At 66.9% G+C, this 25,160-nt stretch carries 17 protein-coding genes and 1 pseudogene; 9 read left to right on the top strand and 9 right to left on the bottom strand.

The window, feature by feature from the left end; translation table 11 throughout:
- The first annotated feature begins 1 nt into the window (after window position 1).
- Both ABB28_RS05175 and ABB28_RS05170 read left to right on the top strand, forming a co-directional pair.
- On the top strand, window positions 2–265 hold the full coding sequence (locus ABB28_RS05175) for a hypothetical protein (protein ID WP_245625286.1): 264 nt from the start codon (window positions 2–4) through the stop codon (window positions 263–265).
- Window positions 266–353: 88 nt separating this feature from the next.
- Window positions 354–635 (top strand): DUF3247 family protein, encoded by a 282-nt coding sequence (locus ABB28_RS05170; protein WP_057507614.1) that lies wholly within the window; start codon window positions 354–356, stop codon window positions 633–635.
- 24 nt (window positions 636–659) lie between these two features.
- Here ABB28_RS05170 and ABB28_RS05165 read toward each other — a convergent pair whose 3' ends face one another.
- Window positions 660–1,577: an oxidoreductase gene (locus ABB28_RS05165; RefSeq protein WP_057507613.1), complete on the bottom strand. Its 918-nt coding sequence runs from the start codon at window positions 1,575–1,577 to the stop codon at window positions 660–662.
- 337 nt (window positions 1,578–1,914) lie between these two features.
- Between ABB28_RS05165 and ABB28_RS05160 the strand changes: the two genes are divergently transcribed.
- The 3 genes from ABB28_RS05160 (at window position 1,915) to ABB28_RS05150 (ending at window position 6,759) form a co-directional block, all read left to right on the top strand.
- Complete coding sequence (locus ABB28_RS05160; protein ID WP_245625285.1) at window positions 1,915–4,350, top strand: membrane-bound PQQ-dependent dehydrogenase, glucose/quinate/shikimate family; 2,436 nt, start codon at window positions 1,915–1,917, stop codon at window positions 4,348–4,350.
- A 29-nt stretch (window positions 4,351–4,379) separates the two neighbouring features.
- Entirely contained in the window at window positions 4,380–5,435 is a 1,056-nt protein-coding gene (locus ABB28_RS05155) for a LacI family DNA-binding transcriptional regulator (protein ID WP_083491936.1), read from the top strand.
- Window positions 5,436–5,499: 64 nt separating this feature from the next.
- Window positions 5,500–6,759, top strand: a complete 1,260-nt coding sequence (locus tag ABB28_RS05150; protein ID WP_057507610.1) for a carbohydrate porin — start codon at window positions 5,500–5,502, stop codon at window positions 6,757–6,759.
- Window positions 6,760–6,773: 14 nt separating this feature from the next.
- On the opposite strand, the gene ABB28_RS05145 is transcribed toward ABB28_RS05150, so the two are convergent.
- The gene (locus ABB28_RS05145) at window positions 6,774–7,385 is read right to left on the bottom strand and encodes a TetR/AcrR family transcriptional regulator (RefSeq protein ID WP_057507609.1); all 612 of its coding nucleotides are present in this window, start codon (window positions 7,383–7,385) and stop codon (window positions 6,774–6,776) included.
- Between the two features lie 187 nt (window positions 7,386–7,572).
- On the opposite strand from ABB28_RS05145, the gene ABB28_RS05140 reads away from it, so the two are divergent.
- On the top strand, window positions 7,573–8,784 hold the full coding sequence (locus ABB28_RS05140) for an MFS transporter (RefSeq protein WP_057507608.1): 1,212 nt from the start codon (window positions 7,573–7,575) through the stop codon (window positions 8,782–8,784).
- Between the two features lie 60 nt (window positions 8,785–8,844).
- Here the strand turns inward: ABB28_RS05140 and ABB28_RS05135 are convergent, their stop codons facing one another.
- The 4 genes from ABB28_RS05135 to ABB28_RS05120 form a co-directional block, all read right to left on the bottom strand.
- Window positions 8,845–10,563, bottom strand: coding sequence for a right-handed parallel beta-helix repeat-containing protein (locus ABB28_RS05135; protein WP_057507607.1), 1,719 nt, complete (start codon window positions 10,561–10,563; stop codon window positions 8,845–8,847).
- A gap of 112 nt (window positions 10,564–10,675) precedes the next feature.
- Window positions 10,676–11,836, bottom strand: coding sequence for an MFS transporter (locus tag ABB28_RS05130; RefSeq protein WP_057507606.1), 1,161 nt, complete (start codon window positions 11,834–11,836; stop codon window positions 10,676–10,678).
- A 3-nt stretch (window positions 11,837–11,839) separates the two neighbouring features.
- Window positions 11,840–13,030, bottom strand: coding sequence for a cysteine desulfurase family protein (locus ABB28_RS05125; RefSeq protein WP_057507605.1), 1,191 nt, complete (start codon window positions 13,028–13,030; stop codon window positions 11,840–11,842).
- Complete coding sequence (locus tag ABB28_RS05120) at window positions 13,023–13,820, bottom strand: hypothetical protein (protein ID WP_211260365.1); 798 nt, start codon at window positions 13,818–13,820, stop codon at window positions 13,023–13,025. Before ABB28_RS05120 ends, ABB28_RS05125 begins: the two co-directional genes overlap by 8 nt.
- 182 nt (window positions 13,821–14,002) lie before the next feature.
- On the opposite strand from ABB28_RS05120, the gene ABB28_RS05115 reads away from it, so the two are divergent.
- Entirely contained in the window at window positions 14,003–15,028 is a 1,026-nt protein-coding gene (locus ABB28_RS05115; protein ID WP_057507604.1) for an AI-2E family transporter, read from the top strand.
- A gap of 347 nt (window positions 15,029–15,375) precedes the next feature.
- Window positions 15,376–15,894, top strand: coding sequence for a DUF6622 family protein (locus ABB28_RS05110; protein ID WP_057507680.1), 519 nt, complete (start codon window positions 15,376–15,378; stop codon window positions 15,892–15,894).
- A gap of 86 nt (window positions 15,895–15,980) precedes the next feature.
- On the opposite strand, the gene ABB28_RS05105 is transcribed toward ABB28_RS05110, so the two are convergent.
- From ABB28_RS05105 to ABB28_RS05095, 3 genes are all read right to left on the bottom strand, one after another.
- Window positions 15,981–19,793: an NAD(P)-binding protein gene (locus ABB28_RS05105; protein WP_057507603.1), complete on the bottom strand. Its 3,813-nt coding sequence runs from the start codon at window positions 19,791–19,793 to the stop codon at window positions 15,981–15,983.
- Window positions 19,794–19,796: 3 nt separating this feature from the next.
- Complete coding sequence (locus ABB28_RS05100; protein WP_057507602.1) at window positions 19,797–20,702, bottom strand: manganese catalase family protein; 906 nt, start codon at window positions 20,700–20,702, stop codon at window positions 19,797–19,799.
- Window positions 20,703–21,373: 671 nt separating this feature from the next.
- The gene (locus ABB28_RS05095; protein WP_083491934.1) at window positions 21,374–24,790 is read right to left on the bottom strand and encodes a response regulator; all 3,417 of its coding nucleotides are present in this window, start codon (window positions 24,788–24,790) and stop codon (window positions 21,374–21,376) included.
- Window positions 24,791–24,904: 114 nt separating this feature from the next.
- Between ABB28_RS05095 and ABB28_RS18225 the strand changes: the two are divergent.
- Window positions 24,905–25,160, top strand: a pseudogene (locus ABB28_RS18225) (hypothetical protein); the annotation flags it as partial.

The following is a 25,160-nucleotide window of genomic DNA, read 5'->3' as shown; positions in this document are numbered from 1 at the left end:
GGTGGACCTGCTGGGCTGGGCGGCCACGGTGGTGCTGATCCTTACGCTCGGGCGCCAGATCCACAAGCAGCAACAGGCGGACTCGGTCGAAGCGGTGTCCACATGGTTGTTCATCGGCCAGATGACCGCCTCCGTGCTTTTCATTGCCTACAGCGCAATGGTCGGTTCGACCGTTTTCGTGGTGACCAACACGCTGATCCTGATCACCGCCATCACCGGGCAGGTCCTGGCCGTACGTCGACGGCGACGTCAGGCCGGCACGTGATCCTTCGCATCGTCCACACGCCGAGCGCAGGATTCGTTCGCGTGCGCTCACGTACCGTAGGGTCCAGCCCTTCCACGGAACACCAACCATGACCCAGCGTGCCCCCCGCATCCACACCGAGGCCGCCGCCATCGACCGCCTCAAGGCGCTGCAATCCGAGCTGGATGCGGAGATGATCGCCGAACTGCACATGCAGGACGGAAGCGTCCTGGTCGGCACCGTGGTCGAACGTCCTGCCATCCAGCAGTTCCTCGACAGCGACGGCAACGAGGGCAGCAATGGCCTGCTGCGCCTGGATTCCGGTGAGGCCCCCGTACAGCTGCTGTGGCTGGACCAGGTGCAGCGCGTGGTGCGGATCGGCTCCCGCTGACCCCACCTGCGGCAGGTCCGGCGGCTACGCAGGCGGCAGCCCCGGGTCGATCCCGGTCAGCTGCACCGAGATATCCCACAGACGGCGTGCAGCCACCGGATCCAGGGCCGATTCCCCGCGCCTGGCCGGGCCCGATACGCCTCGCGCTTGTGCCAGTCCGGTGGGGCCATAGTAGCCACCGGGCTCAACGTCGCCGGTCGCTGCCTGCAGCGTCGGCCACGCGCCCTGCACGGCGGTATTGAGGAACCTGCCCACCAGCGGGCCCACCCACTGCGCGATGCCTACATGACGGCCCAGGCGGGTATACGCCACGCCGGGGTGACAGCCCACCGCCACGATGTGCGAGTTCGCGGCGCGCAGGCGCCGGTCCAGTTCAAACAGATGCAGGGCGTTGGCCAGCTTGCTGCTGCGGTAGCGCGCAGCCCGCCGATAGCCGGCCTCGGCATTGAGGTCATCCCATTCCATCCTGCCTTTGAAATGGGCGATGCTCGAGGTGATCACGACGCGCGCGCCCTGCGTTTCGGCGAGTTTCGGCAGCAGCAGGGACGTCAGCGCAAACGGTCCGAGGTGGTTGACCCCGAACTGCAGTTCGAACCCCTGCCGCGTACGCGTCAACGGCGGAATCATCACTCCGGCGTTGTTGATGAGCCCATCGATCCGCGCTTCTTGCTGCGCCACCGCGACCGCGGCGCGTACCGAATCCAGGTCAGCCAGATCCAGCGGCATCCAGGCCAGATCCGCCCTGGGTGCGCTGTGCCGGAGGTCGACAGCGGCGGCCTCGAAGGTTGCGGCGTTCCGACACCCGAGCAGCACGCGGGCGCCACGAAGCGCCAGCACGCGCGAGGTTTCCAGCCCTATGCCGGCATTGGCACCGGTCACGATGAAGGTCTTGCCCGACTGATCGCGCACGTCCGCCGCGGTGAATCCAGCAGAGGCTGGCATGGTGTACTCACTGGATGAAAGAAATCAGCACGACGCTACCCCACGGGACGCGGTGCGGCCAGTGGTCTGATCTTTCGCGCGACGAAGCGTTCCATCACGCGTTGACGGTTTTCCGTCAGCGTGTCGTTTTTATGAAAGCGCGATGGCTATCATCCTCCCGCTGACGCACTGCGGCATTTGGTCGCAGCAGCGCCGCATCAGCGGGCGTGGACCCACGGCGGATGAGCATTCCTCTGCCCAGGCCCACCACCCATCTCACCCGGAATCCCTGTGGCATGGCCGATGGCCGCGCCCGGCGAAGGGTGCTGTCTGCAATCCAGAGGTCCTCATGCAAAGCGTGTCATCCAAACTTGCCCAAGGCGCCGGCATTCTGTTCGCGCTGCTGGGCGTGCTGCTCGCCGCCGGCGGCGTGTGGCTCATCACCCTGGGCGGATCGTGGTTCTACCTGTTGGCCGGCGCCGTGCTCGCCGCCACCGGCGTCGCCCTGGTCCGCCTGCGTGCCAGTGCGCTGTGGATGGCGCTCGGCCTGCTGCTGTTCGCCGCAGTGTGGGCGCTGTGGGAAGTCGGCCTGGACTTCTGGCAGCTGGTGCCGCGCCTGATCGCCTTCCTGGTGGTCGCCATGGTGACCGCCGCCTTCGCGCCACGCCTGCATCGCCGCGACCTGGCGCCTGCACTGCGCTGCCGTCCCGCCGGTGCGCTGGCCGGTGTACTGGCGCTGGGCCTGGTCGGCTTCTTCGCCGGCATGTTCGTGCCGCATCCGACGGTGGAAGCCGATGGCTCGCGTGCCAAGGTCACCAATGCCGCTGCAGGGCAGGCCGCCGGCAACGACTGGCCGGCTTACGGACGCACCAGCAGTGGCGATCGTTACGCCCAGTTCGACCAGATCAATACCACCAACGTGAAGGATCTGCAGGTCGCGTGGACCTACCGCACCGGCGATCTCGCCATCGATGGCGCCGAGTACCAGGTCACGCCGTTGAAGATCGACGACACCGTGTACCTGTGCACCCCGCTCAGCAAGGTCGTGGCGGTCGACGCCACCACCGGCAAGGAAAAGTGGCGCTTCGATCCGAAGGCCGTGGTCAGCGAAAGCACCCAGGGCTGGAAGCGCTGCCGTGGCGTGGGCTATGCCGACCTGGATGCGCTGGACACCGCCACCGCTGCCAGTACCGCCACCGCGCCCGCTCAGGCGGTCGCCGCCAACACCCCCGCTGCACCGGCGATCTGCCGCAAGCGCATCATCGAAACCACCATCGATGCGCGCCTGCTGGCGCTGGATGCGGAAACCGGCAAGCTGTGCGAAGACTTCGGTGACAAGGGCTACGTGGACCTGGGCATCGGCATCGCGCCGGCGCCGAAGGACAGCGATGCCGGCACCTACAACGTCACCTCCGCGCCGCTGGTGGCCGATGGCGTGGTGATGGTCGGCGGCCGCTTGAACGACAACCTCACCGTCGGCGAACCGGGCGGCGTGGTGCGTGGCTATGACGTGGTGACCGGCAAGATCCTGTGGGCATGGGATGCCAAGCGTGGCGCCACCGACAGCACCCCGCTGCCGGAAGGCCAGCTGTACCCGCTGGAAACCCCGAACTTCTGGGGCACCGCCGCCTATGATCCCAAGCTGGGCCTGGCCTACTTCCCGCTGGGCAACCAGACCCCGGATTTCTGGACCGGCAACCGCCACGACTACTCCGATGAGTACACCGATGCGGTGGTCGCGGTGGAGCTGAAGACCGGCAAGGAGCGCTGGCACTTCCGTACCGCCAACATCGACCAGTTCGACTATGACGTGTCCTCGCAGCCGATCCTGTATGACATGCCCGGCAAGAATGGCGAAACCACGCCGGTGCTGGTGCAGCTGACCAAGCGCGGCCAGGTGTTCGTGCTGGACCGCCGTACCGGCCAGCCGGTGGTGCCGGTGGAATACCGCAAGGTCTCCACCGATGCGATGCCGGGCATGAAGGTGGCCCCGACCCAGCCGCATTCGGCGATCGCCGTCGGCGTCGAGCCGTTCAAGGAATCGGACATGTGGGGCGCGTCGATCTTCGACCAGCTGTACTGCCGCATCCAGTTCAAGCAGATGCGCTGGGAAGGTGAGTTCACCCCGCTGTCGGACAAGCAGCGCACGTTGATCTACCCGGGTTACTACGGTGGCTTCAACTGGGGCGGCGGCGCGGTCGACGCCAGCACCGGCACGCTGATCGTCAACGACATCCGCATGGCGCAGTGGGGCCGCTTCATCAAGCAGGAAGAAGCCAAGCGCATCGGCTACAAGCCGTCCACCGAAGGCGAGTACTCCACCCAGACCGGCACGCCGTGGGGCGTGGAGCGCTCGATGTTCGTCTCGCCGCTGGGCGTGCCGTGCTTCAAGCCGCCGTTCGGCACGATGACCGCCATCGACCTGTCCACCGGCAAGACCCGCTGGCAGGTGCCGATGGGCACCATCAAGGACGCGCCGGTGCATGGCATCGCCCCGGGCGTGGACATCCCGCTGGGCATGCCGACGATGGGTGGCCCGCTGGTGACCAAGGGCGGCCTGACGTTCTTCCACGGCAGCCTGGACTACTATGTGCGCGCCCTGGACAACGACACCGGCAAGGTCCTGTGGCAGGGTCGCCTGCCGGTGGGCGGGCAGGGCGCTCCGATGTCCTACGTGGGCAAGGATGGTCGCCAGTACGTGGTGGTGGTGGCTGGCGGTGCAACGCGCACCGGCACCAACGACAACCGCGGCGATTATGTGATTGCCTACGCCCTGCCCAAGGCCGGCAAGTAAGTCCGCCCCCTTCATTGAGTGCGCCATCGATGACTCCCGCTGCCCCCAGCCGCTCCGCCCGTACGCCCCGCCTTGCGCAGGTGGCCGAGCTGGCCGGTGTCAGCGAGAGCACCGTCGACCGCGTGCTCAATGAGCGGGGCAGCGTGTCCGATTCGATGCGGCTGCGGGTGATCGCCGCTGCACGCCAGCTGGAACTGCGCCGGGTCCTGCCCAGCGTGCACCACGGCGTGCTGCACATCGACGTGGTGATGAGCAACGTCAACACCCCGCATTACCAGCGGCTGGAAGCCGCCTTGATGTCACAGGTGCAGATGCTCGGCACCCGCGTCAGCCTGCACCGGATGTTCTGGGACGAGAAGGACGAGGCGGCGTTGATCCGCTTCCTGGAGCACCCGCCGCATCCGCGCGCGGGCCTGCTGGCCTTCGTGCGCGACGTGCCCCCCATCCGCCTGGCCCTGCGCCATGTGCAGGCGCAGGGCATTCCGGTGGTGACCGTGACAAGCGATGTCACCCAGATCGCCCCGCATCCGTATGCCGGCATCGACAACTTCAAGGCCGGCCGCGCCGCAGGTTACCTGGTCGGGCGCTTCACGCACCGGCCCGGCAGCGTGCTGCTGTACGTGGCATCCACGGATTTCGGTGATCACCGCGAACGCGTAGCCGGCTTCCGCAAGGTCATCCACGAACGGTTCCCGCACCTGGACGTGCGCGAGCCGGTGGCCCACCACGACCAGCCGGATATGGCGCATGCGTCGCTGGATGAACTGCTGCGCCAGCGCGATGACGTGGTGGCGATCTATGACACCGGATCGGCTGCGGCAGGCATCGCCAAGGCGCTGCGCAAGCGCGCCCCGACGCCGATGCCGGTATGGATCACCCACGAAGCAACGCGCGAACATGCCGAATTGATGGCACGCGGGAAGATCGCCGCGGTGATCGACCAGGACCCCGAAGCGCAGGCCATCCAGGCCCTGCAGTACATCCTGCACCAGCGCGGCGAGCTCGATTCGCCGCCGCCTGCAGGGCCCACCCGGTTCCGCATCATCACCCCCGAAGATGTCGACCCCGGCGAACTGCTTGCCTGACATGCGGTAACGCCAACCCCACGCAACGACTGCATGGCGTGATGCCATGCCGGAGACCTCCCCCATGAATCGTCCTACCCCCTGCCGGCACTGGCTGCCGCTGGCTGGCCTGTTGCTGTCATCCAGCGTTTCGGCCGCACCGCACCTGTTGCCCGATGCCGACGGGCGCCGCGCTGCGCTTGCAGCACGCGGCGTTGAACTCACCGCCAGCTATACCTCCGAGGATGCGACGAACCTTTCCGGCGGAAGCCGGCGCACCGGCACCCACGTCGGCCAGCTGGCGCTGGGTGCAACGCTGGACCTTGAACGCCTGGCCGGCTGGTCCGGGCTGCAGGCGCAGGTGTCGGTGACGCGTCGCGATGGCGCCAACCTCAACCAACGCGCCGCATTGGGTCAGCTGCTGCAGAGCCAGGAAGCCTACGGCCGCGGCCGCATCTGGCGGCTGGGCAGCCTGTGGCTGGGCAAGCAGTGGAACGAGGGCCGGGTGGGGCTCAAACTCGGTCGCATGGCCGTCGGCGATGATTTCAACACGCTGGACTGCACCGCGATGAGCCTGACGTTCTGCGGCAGCCAGCCGGCGATGATCGTCGGTGATTACTGGTTCAATGGGCCGCTCAGCCAGTGGGGCGCGGTGCTGGACGTCGCACCCACCGAACAGACATACCTGCGCCTCGGCGCGTACCAGGTCAATCCTCGCTACGCCGATGAAAGCGGAGGCGGCCTGCGGCTGGCCCCCTCCGGCACCGTCGGCACGCTCACCCCCGTGGAATTGGGCTGGCAGGGCAGGGTGCGTGGATTGCAGGGGCACTACGCAGTGGGCGGTTGGTACAGCAGCGCGCCCCGGGCTGACGCCTGGCAGGACCCGACAGGCGGCGCATGGGCCAGCAGCGGTCTGGATGCGGCCCTGCGCAGCGGCGCCTATGGCGGCTGGATCAGCCTGCGCCAGCAGTTCAGCGCGGGCGACGGCAGCAGCGCGCAGTCGGGCCTGCGTGGCCAGCTGGACCTGGTCCGTACCGATCGCCGTACCGGCAACATCGATGCCACGGTGCATGCCATCGCAACCTATACCGGCGTCGGCGCGCGCGCGTCGGACCAGATCGGGCTCGGCGTGGCCGCTACCGAAGTCAACCCGCGCTACGCACGGCAGGCCAATGGGGCACAGGGCAGGGCGAAGACCGAGTACACCGCCGAAGCGTTCTATGTCTGGCAGGCGTGGCCGGGCGTCAGCGTGCAGCCGGTCGTGCAGTACGTGGTGCATCCGGGCGGGCTGTCCCAAAACCACGATGCGATGGTGCTGGGAGTGAAGACCAACCTCGCGTTCTGAGGACGGTGCGGCGCTCAGCCCGCGTGGGCGTCCCAGACCACCATCACCTGTTGGATGGCCGCATCCATGGCCTTGAAGGTCTTGCCATCGCGGGCCAGCGTGGTCAGGCCCAGCAGGAAGCTGTCGAACACGAACGCCAGTGCGGCCGGGTCGGTCCGTGGCCGGAGATCGCCCTTGGCGATGGCGCGATCCACGCAGGCCCGGATGCCGGCGCGCGTGTGCGCACGCGAGCAGGTAAGCGGCGCGGTCAGCGCGGTGAGTTCCGGCGAGGGTGCACTCATCACCCCGAGCGCCACCATGCAGCCCTTGGGGTGGCCGCGCTCGCACTGCATCCGGGCCGATCCGCGCAGGGCGAGTTCCAGCGCCTGGCGGGGCGCCAGAGAGGTGTCCCACAAGCAGTGGGTCACCTGCGCGAAGGTGGCCAGGTAGCGCTCCATGCACTCCTTGAACAGCGCTTCCTTCGACCCGAACGCGGCGTAGAAGCTGGGCGCGGTGATACCACCGCCGATCGCCGCCTTGAGCTGGGCCAGTGACGTGGATTCGTAGCCCTGTTCCCAGAACAGGTGAAGCGCCTGGTCGACCGCCGTGTCACGGTCGAAGCTGCGTGGTCTGCCGATCTGTGCCATGGCCTGCTCCGGTAGCGTGAGATAAATACTATTCGATACAGAACGTGTTGACAACGCGAACGACTGCGACTTATATATACCGACCGATACATATGTGGCGCGCCGTCATGGCCGCCTTTTTCATGGTCTTCATCTGTACCGAACGGTACGTATCGATGACTGGCCTGCCCTCGAACAAGGAACGCGTGTGACTTCTGCAACCTCTTCACCCCTCGTCGCGGCCCACGCGCCGCTGCCCATCGCGGCTTTGCTGGCGCTGGCGATGACCGGCTTCATCTGCATCGTGACCGAGACCTTGCCGGCCGGCCTGTTGCCGCTGATGTCCGCCGGCCTCGACATCACCCCGGCGATGGCAGGGCAGACCGTCACCGCCTACGCGCTGGGATCGGTGCTGGCAGCGATTCCGCTGACCATCGCCACACAGAAGTGGCGGCGGCGCAACGTGCTGTTGCTGACCATCGTCGGTTTCCTGGTGTTCAATTCCATCACCGCCCTGTCCACCGACTACAGCCTGACCTTGGCGGCACGCTTCTTTGCCGGCGCAGCGGCAGGCCTGGCGTGGAGCCTGCTGGCAGGCTACGCCAGGCGCATGGTGCAACCCGAACAGCAGGGTCGGGCGATGGCGATCGCCATGGTGGGAACGCCGATAGCGCTCTCGCTGGGTGTACCACTGGGCACCTGGATGGGCGGCCTGCTGGGCTGGCGCACCGCATTCGGCGCCATGTCCGCGTTGACCGTCCTGCTGATCATCTGGGTGCTGGCCAAGGTGCCCGATTACCCCGGCCAGTCGGCAGCCCAGCGGGTGTCGCTGCGCAAGGTGCTCAGCACCCCGGGCGTGCGTCCGGTACTGGCCACCGTGATGGCCTGGATGCTGGCCCACAACATCCTGTACACCTATGTGGCACCGTTCGCGGCGCACGCCGGGCTCGGCAACCGGGTGGACGTGCTGCTGCTGGTGTTCGGTGCCGCCGCGCTTGCGGGTATCGGCGTGACCGGCAAGCTGGTGGAGCGCCACCTGCGCAGCACCGTGTTGGCATCACTGGCAACCTTCTTCGCGATCTCCGTGGTGCTGGCACTTGCGCAGGGCCTGCAGCCGGTGGTGTATGCCTGCGTAGCGGTCTGGGGCCTCACCTTCGGCGGCGCGGCGACCCTGCTGCAGACCGCCTTGGCCGACAGCGCGGGGGAGGGCGCCGATGTCGCGCTGTCACTCAATGTCGTGGCCTGGAACAGCGTCATCGCCGGCGGCGGTGTCGTGGGTGGCGTGCTGCTGGACCAATGGGGCGCACAGACCTTCCCGGCCGCGATGGCCGTGCTGCTGGCGATTGGATTCCTGATCGCATGGCGCGCGCGCGTGCATGGGTTTGCCGCAGGCCAGCGTGCGGCCGTTGCCGGCCACTAGTTGTTGATGCCTGACGCGCTGGCAGCCGCATGTGCGGGTCTCCTTGCATCGGCGCGGCCGTCATTCGCCAGCGCGTGCTGCCAGAACGTCCCAGATCCGCCCCTGCCGTTGCGCGGCGGTGGTGATGTTGATCACCGCCTGTTGCCCCAGCCGATCCTGCAGCTGCTGCAGGTACAGGCTTCGCGGGCTCACCACGTGGCCCACCGATTGCATGCGGCCGGCCGGCTCTTCAGGCGGGAACTTTCCGGGTTGGAGGTGGCCGACCTGCCCCACGCTCCAGTTCATCGCGAACGGCGGCGCCTGCACCACCAGGATATCGTGCTCGGTATTCCAGAACATCTGCTGGGCCCCGGCCCAGCCGTGTCCGGAGCCGCTGTACCGACGGTTCTGCGCACGCAGCATGTAGCCCTTGGTGTTGTCGTACAGCACCCCGGTCGACCAGCGGTGATGCGGGCCGCTGTCATTGCTGTCGTCCACCGCCAGGCAGTCCAGGTAGACGTTGGGACCGGGTACCCGCGCACCGGTGACGAAGGTATGCCGTCCGCCGTGGTTGTAGCAGCGTTGGGTCAGGTTGAAGGCGGAATTTCCTTCGTACAGGAACACGTAGCGACGCGCGCCCTGGGTCTGTCCATAGCGTGGATCGAGGTAGGCGATATCCTGGAAGGTGTTGAAAAGTGCGCCGTTACGGGTCACGAATCCATGCGAAACGTAGCGCACGGTGACATCGCGGATCCACGAATCGCGCACTGCACCGAAGCGGATGCCGGTGAAGGGGCCGGTGTCGGCAGTACCATTGACCGTTCCCGTTTCCCGGTTGCCTTCCAGTCGCAGGTCCTCGATGCCGACCTCGGCTATGCGCTCGGGACGGGTGCGGTAGACGCTGCCGCCACCGAAGCGCGACTCGATGGCATCCATGATCGGCGCATCAAGGCTCAGCGTGCCCCGGTCCACCGCGGTGACCACGCGTTCGTTGTACACGGTGTAGTCAGTGGCGACCCAGCCATAGCGCGCGGTATCGATACCATCGGGGCCCAGCCAGCGCGCATTCGGCTCCCTGACAACGGCTACCGGATCACCGACACGATAGCCCGCCGTCGATGCCACTTCGACCTGCATCGCCCCCACCGGCACATGATCCGCACGGATCCGGGTCCGGCGCGGGTCCCGGTCCGCAGCGGGCATGCGTGATTCGGCGTCACCGACCTCGATGATCCTGCCCTGGCGTTCGGTCACCGTTGAATGGATCACCGTACCGTCTGCGCCGCGGCCTTCACCGCGCAGCACCACGCCACCGGAACGCAGGGCCAGTGTCCGGCTCACCGTGTAGTGGCCGCGTCGCAGCAGGACGGCGCCGCGCAGGCCCCGGCTGTCCGCAGGTCGTGCAGCGACCGCATCGATGGCCGCCTGGATGCGCGGGTAGTCGTCTCCGCCAGCCTCCGGCGCGACGATCTCCAGCACCGGAATGCTGGAACGGGCCGGCAGACTGACGCCACCTCCGCGATAGCCCGCGCGTGAGAAGTCCGGCACGATGTTGCGAGGACGCGTCGCCCCGCGCTCGGCATAGAGACCGTAGTGCAGGCGCTGGCTGTCGCCGCTGAGCGCAACGAGTGGCGCATCTGGCGACGCATCAACGGGATGGGTGAATGGCCCCGGCGCAGCGCTCGCATCAGCTGCACTTGCTTTGTCCGGGCCAGCAAGGTGCGCGGTGACGTCAGCCGGCAGGGCATCGGCGCTGCAGCACGGCGAGGCGCAGGCGAGAAGGAGTCCGAGGATGCGCATCACGGTGGGCTGACAGGTCCTGTGTCGACCCGGAATCCTAGCATTGGACCAGCAGCCTCACGACGAGGACGCCATTGGCAGCCTTTTCCGCGCCGAGCGTGAGTTGCCGCGGTCAGTCCGGGCAAGCGCGTCGGCCCACCGTCGCCACCGCAAGTTCCAGCATTGCCAACGCGGCCAGTGCCCAGATGAAAGTGGACGTGCCAGCGGCCACCAGCAGCCATCCACCCAGCGCAGGAAAACCGAATATCCCGATGAAGTAGGCGACCACGAACCAGGTCAGCGCCGCGTGGCGGTTTTCCAGTGCCGATGCATTGACCGCCCAGGTCTGGATCACCGGGTACAGAAGACCGTAGCCGGCGCCGGTCAGGATGGCGGCCGCAGCATGGAAGGCCGGATGCACGGCGCTGCCGTGCAGGCACACCAGTCCGGCGACAAGGCAACCGAGCAGGCAGATGATGACCGGCCTGCGCGGCCAACGTGAAAGGTGGCGCACCAGCAGCAGCCGCAGCAGCACCGCGGTCCCTGCATGCAGCGCGAAGAAGGTGCTGGCACTGGCCGCGCTGCCATCGGTGAGCGAGCCCTGGAAGGCCATCATGCCGGAGAACACGGCCCCGCCCAATCCGGCCATCAGGATCGGGCGGATCGCCACGGAACCGGCCAGCACGCGGATGTTGCGCACCCACGGACGCAGCATTTTCCGCTGCGGTGATCGCGGTTCACGGATGCCGAAGGACGCCAGCAGGACCGCGGCCAGGAGGCCTGCGATACCGACCCACAGAAACGCGGATGCAAACGGCAGGCCGCCATGTTCCAACAGTGCGGCGAGCACGATCGGGCTGCCGCAGATGCCGGTCATCTGGAACGCGCTGAAGCGGGTAAAACCTGGGCCCCGCTCGCTGTCATCCAGCCGTTCGGACATCGCCAACGGTGCGCCGAGATAGAACATGCCCCAGCCCAGGCCGATCAGCATGGCGGCCAGGCGGGGTAGGGAAGCCGGTTCGATTCCGCCCAGGCTTCCCAGCAGCAGATAGCCGACTGCCATGGCCAGCGCGCCCAGTGCCGCCAGGCGCGCGGCATCGACCCAACCCGCGCACCAGCCCACCAGCGGCACGCCCAGCAATGTCCCCAGCAGCGCCATGCTGAGCGTGGTGCCTGCATCCAGTTCACTGCCGCCTTGGGCAAGAAACCACGACGTGACCAGGAAGGTTGCGCCGTAACCGGCAGCACTGAAGAGCGTGCCGAACAGGATGAGCGGCGGGGAATGGGGGCGCATGGGTCAGCTCCCCGGCGGCGGGGCCGCTGGCACCATCGACCTGAGCGTTGCCACCGCCTCGGCAAGACGTGCGCCGACGTGCCTCACTTCCTCTTCGGTATTGAACCGACCTATTCCGATGCGCACGCTGGACTGGATGCGCGCCTCGCTGGCGCCCAAGGCAAGCAGAACGTGTGACGGCGACTGCTGCGCCGACGTGCAGGCCGAGCCGGAAGACAACGCGATATCCGGCAGTTCGAGCAACAGCGAGGAGGCATCCACGCCGGCGAAGGAAACATTGAGCGTACCGGGCAGACACGCGGTCAGGTGGCCGTTGATCTCCACGCCGGGCACGTGGGTAGCAAGATAGCGGCGAAGGGTATCCTTGAGCCCGCGCACCCGCCACGATTCAGTTTCCAGGGTCTGCTGTGCCAGTTCCGCCGCGCGGCCGAAGCCTACGATGCCGGGCACGTTGAGCGTGCCCGAACGCAGGCCGCGCTCATGCCCGCCGCCTACGATCAGCGGTGAGAGGGACAGGCTCGGCTTCGCCGAATCGACGTACAGCGCGCCAATGCCCTTGGGTCCGTGGATCTTGTGCGCGGAAAACGAGGCCAGGCTGATGTTCATGCGCCTGACGTCGATGGCGACCTTGCCGAACGCCTGGGTGGCATCGGTATGGAAGGGAATGTCGCGTTCCCGGCAGAGGGCGCCGATATCTTCCAGCTGCTGCAGCGTGCCGGTTTCGTTGTTGGCGGCCATGATCGATACCAGCCGCGTGTCTGCCCGGATCGCGCTTCGAATGTGCCGGGGCGAAACGATGCCGTCAGCGGCGGGGGGCAGGCAGGTCACCGACACGCCGTTGTCGGCGAGGCGGGCACAGCTGTCCAGCACCGCCTTGTGTTCGATCATCGAGGTGATGACATGGCCACCGGACGCGCCCTGGAGCGAACGCAGTCCGGCCAGCGCCAGATTGACCGACTCGGTCGCACCGGACGTGAAAATGATATCCGCCGGCCAGGCCGCATTGATCGCCTTGGCGATTGCCGCCCGCGCCGTGTCAACGGCATCGCTCGCAGCCCAGCCGAAGGCATGGCTTCGGCTGGCGGCGTTGCCATAGCAGCCTGTCATGTACGGCATCATGGCCTGCAGGACGTCCGGATCAAGTGCCGTTGTGGCATTGTTGTCCAGGTAGATCGAGTGCTGCCCGTCATCCATCGGTGCGCCCCGATGCCGCTGCTGCAGACGCCTCTGCAGCGGCGCCTGCGGGCTTCGGCGCGATCCACGCGCCCTGGCTTACCACGCCACTGTCGCTGACCAGGTTCAGCCGGATCGTAGAGGTGCTGCCCAGCAGGTGGCTGAGCTGGAGGCCGCGCCCATAGGCAAGTCGTCCCGACCATGCACTGTCTTCGAAGAACACCTCCAGCAATGTCGTGCCGGATGCCGCATCGCCGGCCGCACGCGCGAAGTACTCCGTGGTGATGGCGGCGCAGGTCAGCCGCTGCGTAGGCACCTGCGGATCTTCGCCAGCCGGCGGCTCCGTGATGCCGGCCAGCATGCTGCGCACCAGGCGTTCGGGCACGCCTCCGAGGGCCAGGGTATGGGACAGATGCTGGCGGGCGGAATCCTCGTGGATGGCGTGGATGTCGCCGAGCGCTATCTGATGACGCGTGGCAGCAGTCTCGAACACCGTGCGGATGGCGGGATGCAGGTGGCTCAGACGGGGACGCCGCTTCTGCGAATTGCTGAGTCCGTCATCCAGGAACTGCGTACGGAAGATGCCGCGATGATCGAAGGCCACCGACACCCGCGGCATCGGCAGTCCAGCCTCGCGATAGCCACGCGCGAGGGCAAGGGCGGCGTCGAATGCCCGAAGCTGGGCCTGGACCTCGATCACGCCGTCACTGTCGAGTGAAACACGGGAATTGCCGGCCAGGATGCCGACCCCGCCGGGCCGGTGCGGTGGTACGCCTGGGACCTGTTCGGAACGCTGTGCTGCACTGCCCATGTATCCTCCGTTGAATCGGGTTGATCCATCCGTGACGGGCGCCGGACGCCGTCTTGTTGAATCAAGTCTAGAAGTGCAGGGGGAATGCTCAATGGGCTATCACGACACCTCATTGCGTAATCCGCCGCCCCGTATGATGGCTCCAGGTTTCGCCCCAGGATCGACACTCCATGCCTGTTTCCATGCACGAACTTACTGCGCCCGCATCGCGCCCCCCTGCATTCCGCGTGGCCGCGTGGCTGCTGATGCTGCTCGGCATGTGGCTGGCGCTGCGGCTGGGGCTGGTGGTGACACTTCTGTCGGGGCTGCTGGTCTTTCACCTGACCCATCTGCTCGCCGGACTGGTGGAGGGCAGGCTGCCTCCCGGTCGTGCCAGGGCGTTTTCGGTGATCGTGCTCGCGGTGCTCATCATCGGCGCATTGAGCCTGGCCGGTGTCGGCCTGGCGGCCGTCTTCCGCAACCAGACCGGGGGACCGGACGCGCTGCTGGCGCACCTGATGGACATCCTCAACAGCTCGCGCCACCAGGTTCCGGCAGTGCTGCGTGCCTATATCCCGGAGGACCTGGAAGCGCTGCGCACTGCGCTGAACGAATGGGCTGCAGAACACCAGCGCCAGCTGGGCGTGGCGGGTACTTCGGTGGTGCAGGTCGGCGTGCGGGTATTGATCGGCATGGTGCTGGGCGCGATGGTCGCGCTTTACGACGAAATGCCGTTGCCGCGCATGGGCCCGCTTGCGCAGGAGCTGGTCGGCCGTATCAGCCGGCTGGCCACCTCGTTCCGTCAGGTGGTGTTCGCCCAGGTCAAGATCTCACTGCTGAACACCCTGTTCACCGGCATCTTCCTGTTGGTGGTGCTGCCCGTGATGGGGGTCCAGCTGCCGTTGGCCAAGACCCTGGTGCTGATCACCTTCGTGGCCGGGCTGCTGCCGGTGGTGGGCAATGTCATCTCCAACACGATCATCACCATCGTGGCGCTTTCCGTGTCGTTCTACGTTGCCATGGGCGCACTGCTGTACCTGATCGTCATCCACAAACTGGAGTACTTCCTCAACGCGCGCATCGTCGGTGGCGAGATCCGTGCGCGGGCCTGGGAGCTGCTGCTGGCGATGCTGCTGATGGAAGCCGCATTCGGGCTTGCCGGCCTGGTCGCCGCGCCGGTGTTCTATGCCTACATCAAGCGCGAACTGCTGGACCAAGGCTGGATCTGATCCAACGGTTGCGTTCCGGCGCGGCGGTGCCTGACACAGGCCGCGCTTCGCGCTCGCCGAGCGTGGCTCGGCGCTACCGGCGTTCACCCGCGTTGACCTGCCCTGGTACCGCCGAGCCGTGCTCGGCGGCGTTCCGCTCCGGCGCTGCGATGCCTGACACGGGCCGCGCTTCGCGCTCGCCGAGCGTGGCTCGGCGCTACCGATGCCCAGGTCCGCCGGCAAAGGTTCAACTGCCCACGGCAGGTGACAGCTGTCACTTGTTCCGCGCCGGTTTCCCGCGATGATTGTCATGCCGTAGCCGGGACTTCCTGGCTCGCATCCCATCACTTCAAGGACGTCCCGTGCAGATGCTGCAGCTCTTCGTTTCGCATACCCCGATCTGGGTCTGGGTGCTTCTGGCTTTCCTGGTCATGCGCGGCGTCATGGCGATGAAACCGGGTGAAACCTCGCTGTCGAAACTGGCGATCGTGCCGGGCCTGTTCACGGCGTGGGGTGTGTGGTCGATCAACGTCCGGTATCCCGCATCGTGGGAAGCCTGGGCACTGTGGATGGTGGGAATTGCCGCCGGTGCGGGCATCGGCTGGATGCTGTTGCGGCGGGTGCAACTGCGTGTTGAGCCAGCCACCGGGAAGCTGTGGCGCGGTGCGGACTACAGCCTGCTGCCGCTGTTGCTGGTGACGTTCGTGGTGAAGTACGGCTTTGAAGCGGCGCTGGCGATGTCGCCGGCACTGGTGGCGGACAGCGGCTTCCGTGCCGCCTATCTGCTGTTGTCCGGTGGATTCACCGGGATCTTCATCGGCAAGTACTGCCGGTACCTGGTGGCTTCGCGTGCGCGGGCGCAGGACCTGGTTGCGCCGGTGGGCTGACAGGGGCCGCGCTTCGCGCTCGCCGAGCGTGGCTCGGCGCTACCGGGTTGCGCTCGCGTCGACCTGTTTCGTTGGCGCGCGGGCCCTCATGTGGCGCCGGCCCTGCGCTTGGTCAGTGAAGCCTGCACGTTGCCCGCAGCGCGTCGGCCGGCCAGGAAGGCGTGGTCCGAATTGTAGTATTCCCATTCGCTGTAGCGCCCGGCCAGCTCGATGTCATGGGTGAGCAGCCAACTGCGGATGGTGTCCACGTTCGCGGCGCGCGCATGGTCGTAGAGGACATACGCGTAGGGCATGTCCACGATGGATGTCGTCAGGATCGGATCCTCCGCGCGCAGCATGCCGACCTCGACACATTCGCGGATGCAGCGCGCTATCAGGGCATCACCGTCCAACGGAAGCGGCTTGGTCGGCGAGTAGGTGATCTCGCAGGTCAGCCCGAAGCCACCGGGCGGATTATTGTGCGGACTCGCATTCCCCTGGACGAAGATGCGATGGAAGATGGTGTCCTCCGGATAGTAGATCCAGTGCTTGTCGGTCAGGTCTGCCCGGCCAACGCCGAGGTTCACGCAGCGCACCGATACGTGGCGCAGGCCGCCCGCTGCCAGCCGCACCCGCTCCGGCGCTTCGTCACCCATCAGCGCGATGAACTCGGGCAAGGGGAGCGTGCTCACCAGGTGCTGCCAGCGCATGCGCTGGCCGTCGGCAAAGCTTACCTCACGGCGGCGCACGGACACCGCGCTGACCCGCCTGCCCAAGGAAAGTTTTCCTTCCAGCAACGGAAGAAAACCATCCATCAGCGCCTGGAAGCCACCCTTCAGGGGATACCCGAAGCGGGCGTTGGGGCCGACCGGGGCGGCCACCGGCTCCAGCGCACCCTCGATCATCTCCTGCAGGTCCGGCAAGGGCACCCGTCCGCCCAGCCAGGACGTTTCCATCTCATGCAGCGGGACCGTCCACAACTTGGTGTTGTAAGGCACGGCAAAGTGCTTGGCCACGCCGGCGCCCCAGACCTGGTAGATGAACTCTTCGAAGTTCGCCGGCGGCCCGGAGCGCGCCATCGACGCGACGTTGACCCCGCTGGCCGCATCTTTCGGATCGCCTTCGGTTATGTCTGCCATGACCGTGCCATCGGCACAGCAATCAGCGGGCGCTGCACGTTTCGGTACAGGCTCGGCGCGCGCCGCGGCGTTGGCGGCTGGCAGGCCAGCGGGTGTTCCGGTCGCCGTGATCGGGCCGAACCGGGCTTCGATCGCGCCGACCAGGCATTCCTTCAGCACTGCGGGAGGCAGGCCGTACAACGCCCCCTGGAACGGATAACGGGTGTGCACGCCCTTGCTGTAGACCCACGCCTCCCGGTTCTGCCAATGCAGGTTATCGCCGAGCAGGGTCTGGTAAAGCCGCAGCACCGTGGCATCGTTGGAGAACATGATGTGGCCGGCATGGTCGAAGCGGAAACCCTGATCGTCCAGCGAGCGGCACCAGCCACCCACGGTCTGTTCTTTTTCGACCAGCACACTGCCCGCGCCGTAGTGGTAAGCGGCAGACAGCCCGGTGGGGCCAGCGCCCAGGATCAGGCACGCCACCGGCGCCTCTTCGATGCGAACCACCTGGCCGCCGGCAAGATACAGCGCGGCGCGGGGGCTCAGCCCCGCTTTTACCGTATCGAAGATGCACTCGGCCATGGCGTCGGCGGTCTGGTCCCACGACGTCGCGGAGGTCAGCCGATCCTGGTCGGCAATCCGGTTGCGGCGCGTGGTTTCCCGTTCACCCAGCGCCGCGTCGCAGGCGGCGATGAAGTCCTCGCTGCTCACCGCGACCTGCACGCCGTCCGCGTAAAGCCGGATCACATCGCGCACCGCGGTACTGACCACAGGCTTGCGCGCCGCCATGTACTCCAGCGTCTTGGTGGGGCTGATGTAGGCGGTGGATGCGTTCAACGCGAAGGGCAGCAGGCAGACATCCCAGCCGGCGATGAGCGCTGGCAGCTCGTCATAGCCGCGCTGCCCCAGGTAGTGCAGGTTCGCCGCGCGCGGCAGGCTCTGCGGGTCGATCTTCACCACCGGCCCCACCAGGTCGATCTCCCAGCCCGGGTGCGCCGTGGCCAGGGCGTCCAGCAGCGGCAGGTCCAGCCGCTCATCCAGCACGCCGAAGAAGCCCAAGCGGGGTGCGGCGGCCCTGGCGGCGGGGTCACGCTCGCGACGGGCCTGGGCAAAGTGCGCCACATCCACGCTGCTCGGGAAGCAGACCACGTTGGGGTTGTGCGGGTGCTTGGCGTCGTACAGGGAAGGCCCGCCGGTGAATACAACGCCGGCGATGTCCAGCAAGGTACGTTCCCTGTCCATCAGGCGCTCGGGGGCATCCTTGAACGCCCCGAGTTGATCCATGCAGTCATAGATGATGGCGACCGGCTGCAGTGACTGGAGCAGAGGAAGCGCCATGGGCGTATACAGCCAGACGGCCATCTCCGGCTCGCCGTGCTCGGCCAGCCACGCGTGCAGCAGCGCATCCAGTACCGGGAACTGCGCATCGGCGAAACCCGGATCAGCCAGCGGGCTATGCGGCCGCAGCACCGTTACGCCGATGCACGGCTGCAGCACTTCAAGCCAGGCCTCGCGGTCGGGGTCATGCACCGGCTCTTCGAAGAACACGATGGGCCAGCGCTGGCCAAGGCGCGACAGCACGTGCTGCGGGCGCTGGTACACGAAATCCCAGCGAAGGTGCGAGAAGACCAGGAGCTGCTGCATGCCATTTCTTCCAGGTTGGAGGGGGATGTGGTGCGCGAGGGACGTACGGGCCTGGAGGTAGGCGAGTGCGTAATCGCGGACGAGCGAAAGCGGCTTCAACGCAAGGTTCGGTTGGACATCCCAAAGCCCGCTTTGATGCCAGTGCAGCGGAGATTCCCAATCCGGGCGATCCACCACTGGATAGAGACAGATGCCTTCGAGGCGTGCGCCTGCATCGGCGGCGTAACGCACCTGCTGGGCGATGTCACTCAGCCAGGCGCCCCGACCACAACCCACGTGGCTGGTCTCACTCAGCGTGAGGGGCACCCCATACCGTTGCTGCAGCTTGACCAGCAGGCGGGAAAACGGGACGCGCTGTGGATCAGCGCGGTGCCAGTCCAAGGGGCGCTGGCTACCGGCTTCCCATTGATTGCCGTGGTAGTAGTTAACCCCGATCAGGTCAACGTAGCCGGGCGCGCCACCCAGCGATGGCTGCACGCGGCCCATCAGCGCATCCAGCACTTCGAACTGTCCCGCGTGCAGGCGTTCGGCCTGCTGCCGCAAGGCGGGGCTCGCCAGCGGCGCCACGACATGGATCAACGGCTCGACCCACAGCATCCGCGCAGTTGGATCCACCCGCCTGAAGGCGCTGCAGCCAGCCAGTGCGGCGCGGATCAGCAGCGACTTGAGCCGGCCTGCCTCTGCGGGACGGTCGCCTGCATGCGGATGGATGAGCCCGGTATGGGTCGCCGCCCACGACAGGAACGAGATTTCGTTGATCGGGTTGATCAGCCGAGGCGAGGGACTGGCGTAGTCCGCGAGCGCGGTCGCTGTGGCCTGGCAGAAGGCCGCGAAGCGCTCCACGAATGCCGTCTTGTTGCCGTCCAGGAGGTCCAGGTCAGCGGGAACCCCGTAGTGCATCAGCGTCCAGCGTATCTCCAGCCCAGCGCGCTCCGCTGCCTGCATGCGCGCATGCAGGCTTTGGAAATTGAAACCATCGCCTTGTTCGCACGTGCGCCAGCCCAGGCTTTCACGCACCGCACTGAAGCCCATCCGCCTGAGGCGCCGGTAATCCGTGTCCAGCCTGGCCAGGTGGCCACTATCGACTGCCATCGACAAGGCCCTGCCGCTGCCGTTGACGTGGTCGGCGCCTTCGAAGCCACCGATCCACTTCATCGCTCAGCCCAGCAACGGGCGTGGCGGACCGTCTTCCACGGTGGGCGCCGTGCCGAGCTCGGCGCCCGTCAGCGGGTCGGCAAGCGGGTCGGACGCGGTCCGCGTGGCCATCGCGTCCAGCGCCTCCTCCTGCGACGCAGTCAGGCCATCGACCGTCGCCTCACCGTCGCCGCCATCGAGCGCGTACTGCTCCTCGCGCGAGGAGATGACCGTCCAGGCTTCACCGCTGTTCCAGGGGCCTTCGACATCGCCATCGCCCTGCGACATGTCCATGTAGAGGTCGGTGTATTCAGGATCACCCGGCAGCTTGCCCGGCGGGAAGTTCGGCGAAATGGCATACAGCGCCTTCTCGAAGGATTGCTGGTGCGCGATCTCGCGCGTCATCAGGAAGCGCAGCGCGTCCTTGATGCCCGGATCGTCGGTGACGTTGATCAGCCGCTCGTAGACCAGCTTGGCGCGTGATTCGGCGGCGATGTTGGAACGCAGGTCGGCGGTGGGATCGCCGATGGAGTCGACGTAGGCGGCCGTCCACGGCACCCCGCTGGAATTGACCAGGGCAGGCCCACCCCCGTACAGGATCGACTGCGTGTGGCTGGTGCTGTTCTGGGTCATGCCGCGCATCTCGATCGCTTCGATCATGCCTTCGGACAGCTCCCCTTTGGTGCCCTTGTTGAGCATCGCGATGATCGAGCCGATGATCTCCAGGTGGCTCAGCTCTTCGGTCGCCACGTCCAGCAGCAGGTCCTTGCGACCGGCATCCTCTTCGCCCAGCGCCTGGGTGAAGTAGCGCATCGCGGCAGCAAGTTCGCCCTGCGGGCCACCGAACTGCTCAAGCAGCAACGAGGCCAGGATGGGGTCGGGTTGCTCGACGTGCACGGTGTACATGAGGCGCTTGTTATGCATGAACATGGAGCGGTACTCCTGATTGGCAGCCACGGATCGTGCTGCGTAGGTGGGCGAGCCGCGTCTGCGGCAACACCTGCCGGCCCGGTAGTGGGCATCATTCGGCGAACTGATGGGCGCGACGCTACGCTGGCCGATGTTAGCCAGCGCACGCGATGAAGTGAGGGTGAGGCGAGGTAGCCCTATACAGGTGCGGCCGTGGCCGCGCTTCGCGCTCGCCGAGCGTGGCTCGGCGCTACCGGCCTGCGCCGGCGTCGGCCGGGGTTCCGTTCTGGCGGTGCGATGTCTGATACAGGCCGCGCTTCGCGCTCGCCGAGCGTGGCTCGGCGCTACCGGCGTGCACAGGCGTTGGCCGGCCTTCCGTTCCGGCGCTGTGATGTCTGATACCGGCCGCGCTTCGCGCTCGCCGAGCGTGGCTCGGCGCTACCGGCGTGCACTCGCGTCGGCCTGCCCTGGTAGCGCCGAGCCGTGCTCGGCGGCCTTCCGTTCCGGCGGTGCGATGTCTGATACACGCCGCGCTTCGCGCTCGCCGAGCGTGGCTCGGCGCTACCGGAGTGCACTCGCGTCGGCCTGCCCTGGTAGCGCCGAGCCGTGCTCGGCGGCCTTCCGTTGTGGCGGCGCGATGTCTGATCCACGCCGCGCTTCGCGCTCGCCGAGCGTGGCTCGGCGCTACCGATTCAGGCGGTCAGCCAGACCCGGATCAGCGACACCAGCTTGTCCACGTCCAGCGGTTTGGCGACGTAATCGTTCGCACCGGCCTGGATGCACTGCTGCTGGTCATCGGGCATCGCCTTGGCGGTCAGCGCGATGATCGGCAAGGTGTCGAAGCGCCGGTCCTGCCGGATTTCACGGGTGGCGGTCAGGCCATCCTTGACCGGCATCATGATGTCCATCAGCACCAGTTCAATCGGCGCGGGCCCGCTGACCGCGGCGGTCAACGCATCGATGGCATCCTGGCCATTGCGCGCGATCGTCACCTTGCAGCCGTGTGGCTCAAGCACGTTCATCAGCGCGTAGATGTTGCGGACATCATCCTCCACGACCAGCACGCGACGCCCTTCCAGCGCGGTATCCCGGTGCTGCGCGGTGCGGATCATGCCCTGCTTGGATTCCGGCAGCTCGCTCACCACCTTGTGCAGGAACAGGGTCACTTCATCGAGCAGGCGCTCCGGCGAGCGCGCACCCTTGATGATGATGGAACTGGAATAGCGGCGCAGCCGCACCTCTTCGGCGGCTGACAACACCCGCCCGGTATAGACGATGATCGGGGGCAGGGCATCCACGCTCTGCGCGCTCAGCATCTCCAGCAGCTCGAATCCCGAGGCATCGGACAGCGTCAGGTCCAGCACCATGCAGTCGAAGCTGTGTTCGGCCAGCGCCTGGAGGCACTCCGCCGCAGAACGCGCGCCGATCGTTTCCACGTCGGCCAGGGCCAGCAGCTCGCGCACGGCGTCCAGTTGCACGGCGTCATCTTCAACCACCAGCACCAGGCGCGGACGCAGCGAAAGCCGGCGCTCCAACGAGAGCAGCACCTCTGCAAGGGCCTCGCGGGTTGCAGGCTTGCCGAGGAAGCCGACCGCGCCCAGCGCCAGTGCTTTTCGCGAATGATCCATCGCCGAAACCACATGGATGGGGATGTGCCGCGTGTGCATGTCGCGCTTGAGTACATCCAGCACCGACAGGCCTGACTGGTCGGGCAGGCCGACATCCAGCACGATGGCGTGGGGCAGCTCTGCACGCGCAGCGGCCAAGGCCTCGCCCGCGCTCTGTGCGATCCGGTAGCGGAAGCCCATCTCGGACGCCAGGTCGCCGATGATCTGCCCGAACGCGGCGTCGTCCTCGACGATCAGGATCAGGCCGCGTCCGTTGCCGCCCGTACTGGCTGCCGGGCGCACGTCCTGCACGGCGATGGCGGTGGGTGCCGCGAAGCCGGTCGCAGCCGGTTCCAGCGGGGCCATCGCCACGGAAACCGCAGGGCGCCCGGGGTTCGCGAGCCGGGTCGCGACCACCAGCCGGAAACGGCTGCCCTTGCCGGGTTCGCTGTCCACGGTAATGTCGCCGCCGAGCAGGCGGGCCAGCTCCTGGGAAATGGAGAGCCCCAGCCCGGTTCCGCCGTAGCGGCGACTGATCGATCCGTCGGCCTGCTGGAATGCTTCGAAGATACGTACCTGCTGTTCGGGCGCGATGCCGATGCCGGTGTCGGTCACGGTGAACACGACCTCGCCTTCGCCACCGGCCGAAGCGGAGACCGTCACGCCGCCCTGTTCAGTGAACTTCAACGCGTTCGACAGCAGGTTCTTGAGGATCTGTTCGATGCGCTGGCGATCGGATTCGATCACCGGCGGGCAGTCGGCCATCATCAGCACGTCCAACGACAGACCCTTCTCGCTGGCCACAGGGCCGAGCAGGGCGGCGATGCCCGACAGCAGTTTCTCCACGCCAAAGCGCTCGGCATGCACCTCGATATGCCCGGCCTCGATCTTGGACAGATCCAGGATCTCGTTGATGAGGTTCAGCAGGTCGGTGCCGGAGGAGTGGATCGTCCGCGCGAACTTCACCTGTTCGGCACTCAGGTTGCCGTCGCGGTTATCGCCCAGCAGTTTGGACAGGATGAGGGCGGAATTGAGCGGCGTGCGCAGCTCGTGTGACATGTTGGCCAGGAACTCGGACTTGTACTGGCTGGCGCGCTGCACTTTGTGCGCTTCGGCCAGGATGGCGGCGTTGGCGCGTGCCAGCTTGTCGCGCTCTTCTTCGAGTTGCTGTGACTGGTCGAACAGCTGGCTGTTGGTCTGTTCCAGTTCGGCCTGCTGCTCCTCCAGTTCGTGCTGGGAACCGCGCAGCGCCCGGCTCTGTTCCTCCAGCTCTTCGTTGGAAACCTTCAGCTCCTCGCTCTGCACCTGCAGGGCTTCGGTCTGCCGCTGGGTCTTGGCCAGCAGTTCGGACAACCTCGCCCGGTAGGCGGCCGAGCGCAGCGCCACCGCCATGTCCGCCGAGGCGAGCTCGAGCAGTTCGACGACCTCGGCCGGCACCGCGCCGAAGAAGCCCAGCTCGATGATCCCGCTGACCTCGCCTTCGTGGATGCTGGGGGCGATCACCAGGTGGCGGGGCAGGGCCTGACCGAGACCGGAGGCCACCGTGAAGTAGCCCGGCGGGACATTCGAGACGACCAGCACGCGCTTCTCATCCACCGCCCGTCCAAGCAGGCTGCCGCTGGCACGCAGCGTGTGGGTGCCGTCCGCTTCGGCGGCTGCACCCACTGCCCCGACCTGCCGGAATCCGCTGGCTGCGGGCTCGAACAGCATGCCGGCCTGCGCGCCGGTAAAGCGGGTCAGGAAGCCCAGGCTGGCACGGGCCAGCGCGCCGCTGTCGAGATCGCCGCCGGTGGCGGTGGCCAGCTCCAGCCGGCCCCGCTGCAGCCAGGCATCGCGTTCGCGTGCCCGGGTGTGGCGGCGCAGCAGGATCGCGATGAAGATCGTCAGCACGATACCCAGCGCCGCACTGGCGGCGCCGGAGCTCAGCGCCGCGCTGTAGGCCGATTCCATCTCCTCAAGGCGCCCGGCGCGCTTGTCCAGCTCGATCGCGCCCATGGTCGCCAGCCGGGCCCGGATGTCATCCATGGCCGCCTTGCCGCGATTGGAGGCGACCACGGCCAAGGTGGGCTCGAGTCCCTGGGTGCGGCGCACTTCGATGGTTTCATGCAGCTCGTCCAGCTTGTCCTGGACCCTGCGCGCCAGCAGCTTCAGCCGGTCACGCTGCGCCGGGTCGTCGGCCAGAGCCTCTTTCACCGTGTCCAACCGCGTGCTGGCAACACCGAGGGCGGCCCGATACGGTTCAAGGTAATTGTCGTCGCCGGTCAGCAGATACCCGCGCTGGCCGGTCTCGGCGTCCTGCACGGCCGAAAGCACGTCGGCCAGCGCGGTCATCGTCTCCTGCGAGCGAAGTACCAGCGCGCTGCCCTCGCGGATGGTGTGGATGTTCTTGCCGGCCAGGAACCCGCTGCCGAGGAAGAACAGCATGACCGCCAGCAGCGGTCCCAGCGTGCGGAAGGCGGTTCCGGCCTGGGTGGCTGCGCGGGAATGGGACGTGGAGGTCATGGCGTGGCACGAGGGGTGGATGCAACCGTTCAGATTAGCATGCCGGCGGGCCACGCAAGCAGTTGGGGAATCCATGCCTCGGACGGGGCGGGACGGGGGCGGGGCGGCGATAGAATGCAGGTCACTCCCAACAAGGATGTTGAAGCCATGGTGCGTGCGGCACTTGTCTCTCTTGCCCTGATCATGCTGCACCCGCAAGCCCATGAAGAAACCACATGGCGGGGTACCAGTGACGTATCGCAGGTTAGTGGCTCGGGCGATGTACTGACGCCTGGGGGATCACGACTGCACCTGTCATCGGGTCAGGAAGGCAAGGAAGCGTTCTTCGGTTCGATCGCCTCGCTGGGCCCCGCACCGTCCCGGGCTCTTT

Origin of the sequence: Stenotrophomonas chelatiphaga (assembly GCF_001431535.1) — a bacterium.
GTDB classification, from domain to species: Bacteria; Pseudomonadota; Gammaproteobacteria; order Xanthomonadales; family Xanthomonadaceae; genus Stenotrophomonas; species Stenotrophomonas chelatiphaga.
The sequence above is the reverse complement of the archived record's forward strand: the minus strand, read 5'-3'. Positions and strand labels throughout refer to the sequence as shown.